Source organism: Streptomyces fagopyri (assembly GCF_009498275.1).
GTDB classification, from domain to species: Bacteria; Actinomycetota; Actinomycetes; order Streptomycetales; family Streptomycetaceae; genus Streptomyces; species Streptomyces fagopyri.
The window spans coordinates 1,262,665-1,275,412 of sequence record NZ_CP045643.1 but is presented as its reverse complement, the minus strand read 5'-3'; the positions used below and the strand labels follow the sequence as shown (position 1 = coordinate 1,275,412).

General features: G+C 71.0%; 10 protein-coding genes. 5 read left to right on the top strand and 5 right to left on the bottom strand.

Annotation, left to right across the window (positions count from 1 at the left end; translation table 11 throughout):
- The first annotated feature begins 1 nt into the window (after window position 1).
- The 3 genes from GFH48_RS05415 (at window position 2) to GFH48_RS05405 (ending at window position 4,104) form a co-directional block, all read left to right on the top strand.
- The gene (locus tag GFH48_RS05415) at window positions 2-949 is read left to right on the top strand and encodes a GlxA family transcriptional regulator (protein ID WP_153287159.1); all 948 of its coding nucleotides are present in this window, start codon (window positions 2-4) and stop codon (window positions 947-949) included.
- A gap of 658 nt (window positions 950-1,607) precedes the next feature.
- Window positions 1,608-2,843 carry an MFS transporter gene (locus GFH48_RS05410; protein WP_153287158.1) on the top strand — a complete coding sequence of 412 codons (1,236 nt, stop codon included), beginning with the start codon at window positions 1,608-1,610 and terminating at the stop codon, window positions 2,841-2,843.
- Between the two features lie 262 nt (window positions 2,844-3,105).
- A complete protein-coding gene (locus GFH48_RS05405; RefSeq protein ID WP_153292731.1) occupies window positions 3,106-4,104 on the top strand; it encodes a zinc-binding dehydrogenase in 999 nt (332 codons plus the stop codon).
- A 78-nt stretch (window positions 4,105-4,182) separates the two neighbouring features.
- Here GFH48_RS05405 and GFH48_RS05400 read toward each other — a convergent pair whose 3' ends face one another.
- The gene (locus GFH48_RS05400) at window positions 4,183-4,929 is read right to left on the bottom strand and encodes an SDR family oxidoreductase (RefSeq protein ID WP_153287157.1); all 747 of its coding nucleotides are present in this window, start codon (window positions 4,927-4,929) and stop codon (window positions 4,183-4,185) included.
- Between the two features lie 482 nt (window positions 4,930-5,411).
- On the opposite strand from GFH48_RS05400, the gene GFH48_RS05395 reads away from it, so the two are divergent.
- Entirely contained in the window at window positions 5,412-5,783 is a 372-nt protein-coding gene (locus GFH48_RS05395; RefSeq protein WP_228121275.1) for a cupin domain-containing protein, read from the top strand.
- Between the two features lie 219 nt (window positions 5,784-6,002).
- Here the strand turns inward: GFH48_RS05395 and GFH48_RS05390 are convergent, their stop codons facing one another.
- The 3 genes from GFH48_RS05390 to GFH48_RS05380 all read right to left on the bottom strand — a co-directional run bounded on the left by GFH48_RS05390 (window position 6,003) and on the right by GFH48_RS05380 (window position 10,481).
- Window positions 6,003-6,899, bottom strand: coding sequence for an RNA polymerase sigma-70 factor (locus GFH48_RS05390; protein WP_153287156.1), 897 nt, complete (start codon window positions 6,897-6,899; stop codon window positions 6,003-6,005).
- A 563-nt stretch (window positions 6,900-7,462) separates the two neighbouring features.
- Window positions 7,463-9,391 carry a peptidoglycan recognition protein family protein gene (locus GFH48_RS05385; protein ID WP_153287155.1) on the bottom strand — a complete coding sequence of 643 codons (1,929 nt, stop codon included), beginning with the start codon at window positions 9,389-9,391 and terminating at the stop codon, window positions 7,463-7,465.
- Window positions 9,392-9,932: 541 nt separating this feature from the next.
- Window positions 9,933-10,481, bottom strand: coding sequence for a hypothetical protein (locus GFH48_RS05380; protein ID WP_153287154.1), 549 nt, complete (start codon window positions 10,479-10,481; stop codon window positions 9,933-9,935).
- Window positions 10,482-10,763: 282 nt separating this feature from the next.
- Between GFH48_RS05380 and GFH48_RS05375 the strand changes: the two genes are divergently transcribed.
- Window positions 10,764-11,162, top strand: coding sequence for a hypothetical protein (locus tag GFH48_RS05375; RefSeq protein ID WP_153287153.1), 399 nt, complete (start codon window positions 10,764-10,766; stop codon window positions 11,160-11,162).
- Window positions 11,163-11,682: 520 nt separating this feature from the next.
- Here the strand turns inward: GFH48_RS05375 and GFH48_RS40050 are convergent.
- A complete protein-coding gene (locus GFH48_RS40050) occupies window positions 11,683-12,645 on the bottom strand; it encodes a GlxA family transcriptional regulator (protein WP_407698699.1) in 963 nt (320 codons plus the stop codon).
- Between the last annotated feature and the right edge of the window lie 103 nt (window positions 12,646-12,748).

The following is a 12,748-nucleotide window of genomic DNA, read 5'->3' as shown; positions in this document are numbered from 1 at the left end:
CATGCGGCATGTGGAGAGAGTGGTCGTCCTGGCGCTCGACGGCGTCTACCCCTTCGAGCTCGGTATCCCCAGCCGGATCCTCGGTGCGGCGGACGGCCGGTACGAGGTGCTGACCTGCACCGTCGACGGCGGTCCGGTGCGCAGCAACGCGGACTTCTCGATCACCGTCGAGCACGGTCCCGAGGTGCTGCGTACGGCGGACACGGTGGTGATCCCGGCCATCACACCGTCGAGCGTCACCGAGGAGCTGCCCGCCGAGGTCGCCGCCGCGCTCGCGCTCATCCGGCCGGGCGCCCGTCTCGTCTCCATCTGCACCGGTGCCTTCGTGCTGGCGGCGGCCGGACTCCTGGAGGGGCGGCGGGCCACCACGCACTGGCAGCTCGCCGACCAGTTCCGCCGTACGTACCCCGAGGTGGACCTGGATCCGGACGTCCTCTTCGTGGACGACGGCACGATCCTCACGTCCGCGGGTGCCGCCTCCGGCGTCGACATCTGCCTGCACATCCTGCGCAAGGACCACGGCAGCGAGCTGGCCAACAGTGTGGCCCGGCGCTGTGTGGTGCCGCCGTGGCGCGACGGCGGTCAGGCCCAGTACATCGAGCAGCCCGTTCCCGACCCGGTGGCGACCAGTACGGCCGCGACCCGTGTGTGGGCACTGGCCCGGCTGGGTGACCCGCTGACCCTGGCCGACCTCGCCGGTCACGCCCGGATGAGCCTGCGGACCTTCGCCCGGCGCTTCCAGGGCGAGGTGGGGCTCAGTCCGGGCCGCTGGCTCATCCAGCAGCGTGTCACCCGGGCCCGCCACCTGCTGGAGTCCAGCGAGCTCTCGGTCGACCAGATCGCCGGCGAGGTCGGCTTCGCGACCGGCACCTCCCTGCGCCAGCACCTGCACGCGGCGATCGGTGTCTCGCCGCAGGCCTACCGGCGTACGTTCCACGCGACCCGCTGACCTGACCGCCGGCCCTCGGCCGCACGAACCGCACGGGCGCCGCGCGGTCCGGGCCTCGGAGGGCCGGTTCATGCATCCCGGCGCTCTTTCCCGCCGGGTGTCCCTCTCCGTCGTGCCTCCGGCGGTGCGCGGTGCGCCGTGCGGGGTGCCGTCCGGCGGTGCGCGGTGCCGTCCGGCCGTCCGCCGTGGCAGCGGTCCGGGCGATGCGGGTCGTCACCTGAGGCGAGGCGTTCGTGGAGGCCGCCGCGTGTCCGCCCGGTCCCGTTCGTGAACTCCCGCACGCCCGCGTTCGATCGGGCGTGCGAGCCGCCGCCCTCTCCCCCCGCGAGAGCCCCGAACCGGTCCCGTTCCTCGGGGCTCGCGCGGCACGTCCAACGCAAATCTGGATGACGTACATCATACATCCGTGTCTCCCGCGGGAGCTTCCCGCGGTCTCCGGTTGACTTTCGGGACGACTGGCGTCATGTTGATTTCTGGATGTTTCGCATCATCCAGAATGGAATGGAGCCCGCGTCGCCCGCCGCGCGTACCGCCCGCCGGGGTGTTCCGGACCGCGTGCCGCGACGGAGCGCTTCCTCGGCCCCGGCCGAGGTCCGCCCGTCGGTGATCGCGACTTCGCCCGTCACCGCAGTGAATCCCGCACATGAGGACCGACCCCATGACCAGTGCAGCCACCCGCCCGGATGTGAAGCGGGGGACCATCCCCGTCTTCGCCACGGCGACCGCCGTCACCGTCTCCAACATCTACTTCACCCAGCCGCTCCTCGACGAGATCGCCCGGGGCTTCCACGCGTCGCCCTCGACTGCCGCACTGGTGGCCACGACAGGGCAGATCGGCTACGCGCTGGGCATCATCGCCATCGTGCCGCTCGCCGACGGCGTACGGCTTCGCCGCCTGTCGGCCCTTCTGCTGGTCGTCACCACCGCGGCTCTCCTCGCCGGCGCCGCCGCGCCCTCGATCGCCCTGCTGAGCATGGCCACCCTCGTGCTCTCCGCCAGCACCGTGCTCCCGCAGGTCATCATGCCGACCATCGTCTCCATGGCGACCCCGGGCAACGCCGGCCGGGTCCTCGGGGCCGTGGGAACCGGCCTGACGATGGGAGCCCTGCTCTCGCGCACAGCCGCCGGCCTCATCGCCGAGGCCACCGGAACGTGGCGGGCCGGCTTCGCCGTCGCCGCCGTGGCCACCGGCGCCCTGCTCCTGGTCCTCCCGCGCTACATGCCCGCCGACCCGCCGGCCCCGGCCGCCGAGCGGCAGAGCTATCTCCGCCTGCTGGCCTCGCTCCCCGGGCTGATCACCGAGCACGCGCCCCTGCGCCTTTCGGCCGCGCTGGGAGCGACGGTCTTCGCGGCCTTCTCCGCCTTCTGGTCGTCACTCGCCTTCCACCTCACCGAGGCCCCGATCGCGCTGGGGCCCGCGCTGATCGGCCTCTTCGGCCTGTTCAGCGTCCCCGGAGCACTGGCCGCCCGCTATTCGGGGCGGCTCACCGACCGTTGGGGCGCGCGCAGGGTCAATGCGCTGGCTCTCACCTCGACACTGCTCGCCTTCGCCCTGTTCGGGGTCGCCGGGCAGTCGCTGATCGCCCTCGCCGTCGGCTGCAACCTGCTCGGCTACGGGACCACCAGCGGTCAGATCGCCAACCAGGCACGTATCTTCGCCGCGCGGCCCGCGATCAGGGCCCGACTCAACACCGTCTACATCTTCGCGGTGTTCGCCGGCGGCGCCGTCGGATCCGCTGTCGCCGGGGTGATGTTCTCCGCGTTCGGGTGGACCGGTGTCGTGGGCAGCGGACTGGGCTTCGTGCTGCTCGCGGGAATCGTCCTCGTCCGGCAGGCCCCGCACGTCCGCGACGGCGCCGACACCACGGCCGTGACCGCTGGTGCCGTCCGGTAGCAGACGGAGTGCGGCATGTGCGACGTCCGCCGAATCGGAACCAGGACCCGCCGACGAGGCGGAGCCCGCCGTGCGTGACGGGATGCCCCGACACCGAGTGTCCTCGCCGTGCCGACGGAACGCCGACGCGCTCGGACGTCATCAACCAGCGGACATGGCAGCCGAGTTGGGAATGAATACGGGGCGGTCGCATGTTGACCACCGCCGACCGGCTCTCCTACCCAGGGAAGAAGGCAGGCCCGTGACGTCCTCGCCGACCACCATGCGCGCTGTCCAGCTCTCCGCCCCCGGCCCCGTGGACAACCTGCGGCTGACCACGCTCCCGCTCCCGCCCCGGAGGGACGGCTGGGTACGCATCCGCGTCGAGGCTTTCGGCCTCAACCGCTCGGAACTGAAGCTTCGGCTGGGCCTGGGGGCGGGCGTCAGTTTTCCCCGGGTGCCGGGTATCGAGGCCGTCGGCACCGTCGACGCGGCTGGGGACGGAAGTGGTCTGGCCGTGGGGCAGAAGGCCGTCGCGATGATGGGAGACATGGGGCGCACCTACGACGGCGGCTATGCCGAGTACACATCCGTGCCGCTGTCGCAGGTCATCCCCGTCGACACCGACCTGCCCTGGGAGTTGCTGGGCGCCCTGCCGGAGATGGTGCAGACCGCGTACGGCTCTCTCACCGTCGGTCTGGACCTGAAGCCCGGCCAGTCCGTGCTGATCCGCGGCGGCACCTCCTCGGTGGGCCTGGCAGCCGCGGCGCTGGCGACCTGGCGTGGCGCCACGGTGCTGTCCACCACCCGGCGGGCCGACCGCCTGGCCCTGCTGAAGCAGCACGGTGTCGACCATCCGCTCCTGGACACCGGTGAGACAGCGCCCGCGGTACGCGCGTTGTATCCGGACGGTGTCGACGCCGCCCTCGACCTCGTCGGCACCCCGACCCTGCCCGACACCCTGCGCGCGGTGCGCGTGCACGGCACCGCCTGCTTCGGCGGCAGCCTCTCCAACCAGTGGACGGTGCGGGACTTCTCCCCGAACGAGTACCTGCCGAGGGGAGTGCGTCTGGCGGGCTACTTCGGCGACGCCGCCGACCTGCCTCGGGACGCCTTCCAGGAGATCCTCGACGCGGTCGCGGCCGGCCGCCTGACCTTCCCCGTGGACCGCGTCTACGACGGCCTGGAGTCGGTGCGACAGGCCCACGACGACATGGAACACGACCGCGCCACCGGCAAGCTCGTCGTCCGAGTCCGCCATCGGGCCCGTACGAAGGATTGATCCGAAGCGGCCGGCGACCTCACCGAAACCCCCGCCCGGGCAGGGCCCTGGCATCACGGCCGCCAGGGGGCAGGATCATTACTGCTGCCGCGCCGCCCAGTCGGCGAAACGTGTCGTGCCGATGCGCGCGTCGGGGCCGGGGAGCAGGGTGGTCTCCCGCAACCGGGCGCCGAAGTAGGGAGACGTGGGGTCCGCCACGACCGTCCGGGGGTCGTTCCCGGCGGTGAGGCGCTCGCTGATCAGCTCGTCCAGCTGGAACGTGTCGGGACCGGCCACCTCTACCACGCCGTTGACCGGTGTGCCGACGGCGCCGGCGCCCACGGTGGCGGCGACGTCGTCGGAGTGGACGGGCTGGATCCCGACCGGGGCGAGGCGCACGGTGTCGCCCCGGGTGGCCGAGTCCGCGATGCCCTTCATGAACTCGAAGAACTGCGTGGCGTGAACGATGGAGTAGGGGATCCCGGACGCCTTGATCAGCTCCTCCTGCACCTGCTTGGCGCGGAAGTAGCCGCTCTCCTGAAGACGGTCCGTGCCGACCACGGACAGCGCGACATGGTGGGCCACTCCGGCCTCCTTCCCGGCCCTCAGGAGGTTCCTCGTCGAGGTACGGAAGAACTCCATGACGTCGTCGTCCGCGAACGAGGGGGAGTTGGAGACGTCCACGACCACCTGGGCTCCCCGCAGGACCTCGGCCACGCCCTCACCCGTCAGCGTGTTCACACCGGTGTTGGGGGAGGCCGGGACCGCCTCGTGGCCGTGTTCGGCGAGCTTGCGCACCACCTTCGATCCGATGAGCCCGGTTCCGCCGATGACTACAACCTTCATGATGGGGTCCTCTCGGACAGGTGCCACCGTGTGGCGCGCCGTGGCCACCGGCGTGATCCGCCCGGGCACGGGCCCGTCCGCACGGACCGGCAGTGTCTTTACCGACAAAGACAGGGCAGAGGCGGTCCGTGTGACACCGCGCCCGTAGTGCTTCCTCCGAGGAGCGAACCCGGCACGGTGTGGCAGCGCACGACGTGCCGCGGCCGCACGGACGTACGGCCGCACGGACCCGGACACGGCAGGACCCTGCCGCATGTCACAGATCCGCGGCCCACCCGGTCATCACGGGCAAACAGTCATGGGAACCGGAGACGTGGTCTCTCGTGTCCGGCGGACGATGTGCCGCCCATGGCTTCGTGGATGATCTACGGAGGTGCGTCACAGTGTCGGACAAGGACTCGGTGCACGGTCACGACCACGGGCACGGCGGGCACGGCCACGGGGCGGGCGAGGACGGGCCGGGGTGGACGCGGGCGGCGAAGATGCTGCAGGACGCGTCGCCGATCACCGTCCCCGAGGGTGCCTCGGCGATGACGATCCACGTCGAATGGGAGCCCGGCGACCCGGGAACGCCTCCGCACCGTCACTCGGGCCCGGCGTTCGGTTACGTCGTCGAGGGGGCGGTCCGCTTCGAGCTCGAAGGCGAGCCCGAGCGCGTGATCGAGGCCGGCGGTACGTTCTGGGAGCCGGGCGGCGACGCCGTCCACTACCAGGACGGCAACGCGCTGGCCGACGCGCGCACGCGCTTCGTGGTGACCATGCTGTGCGCGCCGGGCAGGCCCATGCTCGAACTGGTGGACGAGAAGGAACTCGCCCAGCGCGCCCACCTGCGCGCCCCGCGGCCCACTGCCTGACATCGAGCCCCGCTCGTAGGGGCCGGACGCGGGTCGCCGGCACCGAGGCGGCGCGACGGAGGGGCCGTCGTCCTCGATCGCGAGGGGACCGGTCCGCGATGGTCCGGCTCCTCCGGCGTCGGGACCCCTGCTTTTCACCGGTTGTTCCCGTGAAGGTGCGAACGGCACGGGGAGCGGTCCTTCAGTCGCCCGTAGGGGCAACTTCCGCCATGTGGAGTCTTATTCACTCAGTGATGCCACGTAGGGTTCGAGTTTGGCGGGATTCATGACCCACATGAGGCGTTCGATGCCGCGTTGCGAGGCGTCGACGGAGAGCAGGGCCATCGGGTGTCCCTGGGAGGAGATGAGGGCGGCGGGGGTGCCGTTGCTCTCGACCCGGCGGATGTCGGTTCCGGGCCAGAAGCGTGGGGCGAAGGCGGCGAGGTATTTGGAGACGTGGGGGCGGCCGACGACGGGAATCCGGGATGCCCCGCGGATGCCGCCGCCGTCGGCGTAGCTGACCACGTCGGCGCTGAGTACGTCTTCGAGTGCGGTCAGGCTGCCTGTCTGTGCGGCGGCGAGGAAGACTTCCAGCAGTCTGCGGTGGGCGGTGGGGGTGACGGGTTCCCTGCGTTCCGCGGCGAGGTGTTTGCGGGCGCGGCTGACCAGTTGGCGGGTGTTGGTCTCGCTGGTCTCCAGGATGTCCGCGATCTGTCCGTAGGGGTAGGCGAAGGCTTCGCGCAGGACGTAGGCGGCGCGTTCCACCGGGTTGAGTTTCTCCAGGAGGAAGAGGACGGCCATGTCGAGTGCCTCGGCCCGTTCGGCGCCGAGTTGTGGGTCGAGGCTGGTGTCGACGGGTTCGGGCAGCCAGGGTCCGATGTAGGTCTCCCGTCGTACTCGGGCGGACTGGGCGAGGTTGATGGCCAGGCGGGCGGTGACGGTGGCGAGGAACGCGGCGGGTTCGTGGATGTCGGTGCGGTCCGTCTTCTGCCAGCGCAGCCAGGCCTCCTGCACGATGTCCTCGGCTTCGGTGGCGCTGCCGAGGACCCGGTAGGCGATACCGAACAGCTGGGGACGGGCCGCGACGAAATCCCTCGTCGCCTGATCGAGGGAGCCTGCGTCATCCCCGGTGTACATGGCGTCCTCCAAGTTCACGAGCGCTACATCGCAAATATTGTCACGGACAAAAATTGTCCGAGTAAGGGGGGTGGAGTTGACCGGCCCCGACGGCGCGACCCGGAGGTCACCCACCTCGGCGGCCCCGTGCCGTCCCCGTCTCGTCGGCCGCGCCACGCCCTGTGCAGGGAGGGCGCGGGTGGGACGTCCGTGATCCGGGACGGGGGATCCAGGGCTCACGGTCACACCGGCCGAAAGGGTGCCGTCCGCCACGGCTCGGCCGGCTGGACGGCGGGCGGGCCGGACGCCGGCCCGGGTCCGGTCCCGGGGCCGGCGGCAGGTCGTCACCGTCCCGAGCGACCCGGAGCACGGAGCTCTGCGGGCTGCCGTCGGGGCTCACGGCGGACGGCACCGCGGGATTCACGTCGTCAAGGAGTCCGCGGGCGGCATCGTTCAACGTGATCGTCACGCCCGCGACGCCGCCCAGGTCGCCCGGGCGGCGTCGCCCCGCATGTCGCCCGCCGCCGCGCACGCGGTCCCCGCCGGCGAGATCTCTCCCGTATCCCTCGGTGTGACGGGGGTGGTCAGTCGGTGGTGTCTTCCCAGTGGTGGGTGGCGGTGGTGGCGGTGACGGCGTCGGCGTAGACGAGGGTGACGCGGTGGTTGTACTGGATGGTGTACATCTTCCTGGCGCCGGTGACGACGGTTCCGGAGGTGAAGTAGTCGTCGGTGGCGGTGGGGGGCCGGGTGGCGACGTAGGCCTGGCCGGCGGGGATGGTGTACATGCTCAACGGGGCCTGGGTGGAGGCGCCGAGTCCGGCGGGGTATTCGGAGGCGTCGGGGTAGCTGGATCCGTAGAGGGCCACGGGTGTGGTGGTCGCGGTCTTGATGATCTTCACGCCGTAGGCGCACCTGGTGTTCTTGCCGCCGGGGTTGTGGAACCAGGCTTCGGCTCCGCTGTACCAGATGGCGGTCCAGTCTCCCCGGACGTCGGCGACGACGAACTGCTGTCCGGTCTGGGCGGTGCCGCCCCAGTCGTTGATGCGGTCGGTGCCGGGGCCGGTGGGGTGGATGGCCTGGTCGGCGAAGAGGGGCGCGTCGGGGGCGGGTGCCGTGTGCAGGGGGAGGAAGTTCGACGCCTGTTGGGTGTCGGTGCAGGTGGGGGTGGCGCCGGTGGGGTCGTCGGCGGGGCAGATGGTGACGGTCTGGAGGTTGTCGGCGAAGGATGGGTCGATGGTGACGACCGAGCCGGTGGTGGGGGTGGTGTGCGGTCCGGTGGCGGGGTGGCCGAGCAGGCGCATGAAGTGGTCCCAGTCCCAGCCGTTGCCGGGGTCCCAGTGCATGCCGGAGACGAGGGAGGAGTTGGGTCCGGCAACGTTGTCGTGGCCCAGGACGTGCTGGCGGTCCAGGGGTATGGCGTAGCGGGCGGCGAGGTATTTCACGAGGTCGGCGGTGGCTTCGTACTGGGCTTCGGTGTACCAGGTGGCGCCGTGTGCGGCGTATCCCTCGTGTTCGATGCCGATGGAGTGGAGGTTGGTGGAGTAGTTGCCCGCGTGGAAGGCGATGTTCTTGGTGGGGACCATCTGGGTTATCGCGCCGTCCGAGGAGCGCATCACGTAGTGGGTGGAGACGGAGTTCTTGGGGTCGGCGAGGGTGTTGACGCCGGCGTCGTAGGTGGTCTCGAGGTCGTGGATGACGATGGTGTCGATGCGGATGCCGTTGGTGGGCCGGTCGGAGACCTGGCCGCCGGCCGCGGAGCCGGGTACGAACGTGCAGTCCAGGGACGCGGGGCACTCGGTCGCGGTGGTGGCTGACGTCTTGAGGTGCAGTCGGTCGATCTGTGTGGTGGCCGGACGCAGTGAGGGCGCGGCGTTCAGGCGGACCCGCCGGCCGGTCTCCGTCACGCCGGTGGCACCGTCGTGGATGGTGGCGAAGACGCGGTTGGCGAAGCGGGCGGCTGCCTGTTTCTGGGGGGACTGGCTGTAGCGGGCCACGGCGCCGTACCACTGGGCGGCGTCGGTGGGTGTGCTGCCGGTCAGTTCGCGTTGGTAGGAGGCGAGGAGTGCGGCGCCGCCGCGGATGTTGGCGGTGGGGTCGTCGCGCAGGATGTGTGTGGGCAGGCCGGTGAGTTGCGCGGCGGTTTTGAGGGTGTGCAGGGCGGGTTTCGCGGTGAGGGTGTCGAGGTCGGCGCGTCCGGTGGCGCCGGCGTCGCCGCCGGCCATCATGGCGGGGGTGACGTCGGTGAGGTGCATGGGGCCGAAGCCGCCGTCGGTGCTGGGCAGTTGGCCGTGCGACTGCCACCCTGATTCCTGGTAGGCGAGGCCGAGCAGGACGCTGACGGGTATGTGGTACTCGGCGGCGGCGGAGGTGAAGTCCCGTTGGCGGGAGGCGTCGGCCGTGTCACCCGGGGTGCCGGCCAGTGCGGTGAACGGCAGGGTGGCCAGGCCGCCCGCGGCCAGCGTGCCGGCCGCGATCACGGCCGAGAGCCGCAGTCGGTTCTTCCTCTTGTGCAAGATGTCGATCCTCACGGAAAACGATATGAATGGTCGTCAAGTAGGTCACGGCCAGGCGTTCGAGCGGGGCGACGGATGCCACCGGCTCGAAGCGCCGGCGACTGTATGACCGGCCCGCCGGGCCGGATGTGACAGCGCAGGCCGACCGCGCTGGAGGTCACCTGGTCATGGGTGACGCCTTCCCGGCCGCTCCGCCGTCGGGGGCCGACGCGATTCTCTGAGCAGGGGGAGCGGGGTGCGCCCGTCCGTCTCTCGGTCCACTCGTCCCTCCGCCTGTCCCTCCGTCCGTCCCTCCGTCCGCCGGGAGCGAAGGCCGGGGCCCCGACCGTCGTCACGGGCATCAAGTCGGGTCATGCCGTCCTGCGCGACCTTCGGCTCGACCAGGTGGCCGGCCGGCCCCTCACCGGGTGATCGGTCGGCGTCCGGGGCGGACCGGCCCGCCTCGACCCGCCTCGACCCGCCTCGACCCGCCTCGACCCATCGGATCCCCCTCTGAATCGACCGACGCCCGGGCCGGCGCGGCCGGTTGGCGGCGGAACCCTCAGGTGGCCGGCGGAACGGTCAGTCGGTCGGTGCCGGGAGTGGGCACGGGACGTGCGGTGAGCGCTTCCAGCCGCTTGATCCTCTTTCGGACGACGTACAGGGGGATGACCCCGAGGAATCCGAAGGACATGTCGATGACCGTCCACCAGAAGGGAATTCCGCGGAGCGGCCCGCAGATCAGCGCGAGCGGGACGATGCCGGCGCAGGCGATCATGCCGAACTCGACGACCCAGACGTTGCGGACGGGGTCCCGGTACGGCCCGTAGAAGGCCACCGCGATCATGAGGTGGGCGAAGGCCAGCCAGTCCGTGCCGTACAGGAGGAACGGGTACTCGGCGTCCGCGGTGTCGAGGCCGCGGCGTACGCGCTCGATCCATTCCATCAGGGCGGGCAGGTGCTCGGGCACGGAGAGAGACCGCAACAGGTCCTCTGTCCAGCGCAGTTCGTGCACCAGGGGGAAGGCCGTGGCGCCGCTGAGCACCAGACAGATGATGAAGAAGACCAGCCATGCGCGAATGCCCTTCACCAGGGCGGCTCTGTCGCTCATGGCAGCAGCGTACGCCCCGACTTGAACATGTTCAAAACTAAGTCGCGTGCGCGAACGTGAGATCCGGGATCGCCGCGCCGGGGGTGCCGCCAACGGCGTCCTCGGGACGTCGCCGGGCGAGACTCCACGCTGAGCAATGTGACGGCTGTCACAAATCCGCTTGCCGTCCAGTCATTCAGGTAGACGGAGAAAATCAGTCAGCCCGATGTACAACCGCAATTTGGACCGACCGCCGCGCCACCCCTGGTGCCGCGAGAACCCCAGGACGGGAGGCGAGACACCATGTTGCTCGAGACCGACACCCGCATCTGTCGAGGTGCGTACGTGACTGTTTCTTCTTCACCGGAGAATCCACCGGATTCCGACGGGTCCCGCTCCGACGCGGGGAATTCCGTCAACGACCTGGGCGCCGAGGTGTGGACCCCGCCGCCTCCGCTCGAAATGTGGCTGGTTGGTCTAGAGACGCGCACCACGGAGGGTCCGCCTGTCTGGCGGTACTACGTCGTGGACCACGCCCTCGATCCCGGTCAGGCGTCTCACACGGCACTTCAGCGCGCCGACAGTGCCGCGGAGAAGGCCACTTGGGGACGGCCCGGCGGCGTCGGTCGGATCGGGCGCGTCGAAGTCCGGCGGATACTCCAGGACGTACTGGGGAACGTCACGCTCGCACGTCGCTCCTGACCACGTCCGGATCGGCTTTTCCGGCGAGGACGTGCTGTCGGCGGAGGGAACCAGGAATCCACGCGGAGTCCTGGCGGAGTCCTGATATTCGGTGGCGCTCGACCCTGTGCCTGCCGATGGCCCGATCCGTGGCACCGATGTCCTTCACGCGCCGGGACGGCGCCGACGCCGGCGCGCATCATGGGAAGCGGGTCGAACCGGGCCGTCGCGGGGGAGCGGGGGTTTCCGGATCGGCTGTCCCACGAGAAGGGTCGGCACGGGCGGCACGATCGCGGGAGTCAATCCGCGAGGTCGATGCCCGACAGGCGCGAGTTCCCGTCCCGCGGGACTTCCCTGGCGCAGGACGGCGGTGGCTTCACGGCCGGACCTGGAACGGTCCAGGTTCACGGCCGGACCTGGAACAGTCCGCCGGTCCCCGGCACCTCCCGTGTGCCGAACGGCCCGCGGACCACGAGGAGTCCGCCGCGGCGAAGGGCTCCGGGCGCGGAGACGGGAGGTCGGGGCCGGGGGACACCACTCGTCACCGGGTGCTGGGCGCGGCGGCCGGGCTCGTGCTGCGGAAGCGGTCCCGGTAGGTTCCGGGGCTCACGCCGAACTGGCCGCGGAAGGCCCGCCGCATGGTCTCCTCCGTCCGGAACCCACTGCGCCGCGCGACCGTGTCGAGCGGCTCGTCCCCGCCTTCGAGGAGCGCTTGCGCCGCCTCCAGACGGATGCGCTTGACGTACTCACCCGCCGTGGTGCCGACCTCCGAACGGAACAGCCGGGTCAGGTGCCGCGAGCTCAATGCCGCTCTGTCCGCGAGTGCCTGCAGACTGTGGTCGCCCCGGGGGTCGGCGGCCACCCGGTCCAGGACGTCACGCAACGGCGCGTTCTGGGGGCGACGGGACTGCTGACGCACGCTGAACTGCGACTGTCCGCCGGGCCGGGCCATGAAGACCACGAGTTGCTTGGCGGCCGCCCGGGCGACATCCGGACCCAGGTCGGACTCGACGAGCGACAGGGTCAGATCGATGCCGGCGGTGATCCCGGCGGAGGTGATGAATCTGCCGTCCCTGACGAAGATCGCCTCTGAGTCCACCCGGACGCGGGGATAGCGGGCGGCGAGGTCCGCGGCGAGTTTCCAGTGGGTGGCGGCCCGGCGGCCGTCCAGGAGCCCGGTTTCGGCCAAGGGGAACGTGCCGGCGCAGACGGCCGCGACGGTGGTGGCGCCGGACGTCCCGGCGAGCCGCGTGATGCCCTCGACGAGCGGTGGGTCGGCGACCGCCTCCCACCAGCGGGGACCTCCGGGGACGACCAGCGTGTCGACGCCGGCGTCGACGTCGTCGAGCGCCATGTCCGGTACGAGCCGGAGCCCGGCGGTGGTGCGCACCGGCTGCCCGTCGAGGGAGGCGGTGGTCAGCCGGTAGTCGCCGCCGTACTCGTTGGCCGCGGCGTACACGTCCAGGGGCCCGGTGACGTCGAGCGACTGCACACCGTCGAACATCAGCACGAGGATGCGGTGGCGCGCCGCGCTCCCGGCGGTCCCTGTCCCCGTGGATCGATCACGGGACGGTCCGGGGGGAACCGTCTGTCCTGTTCCCCCGTGC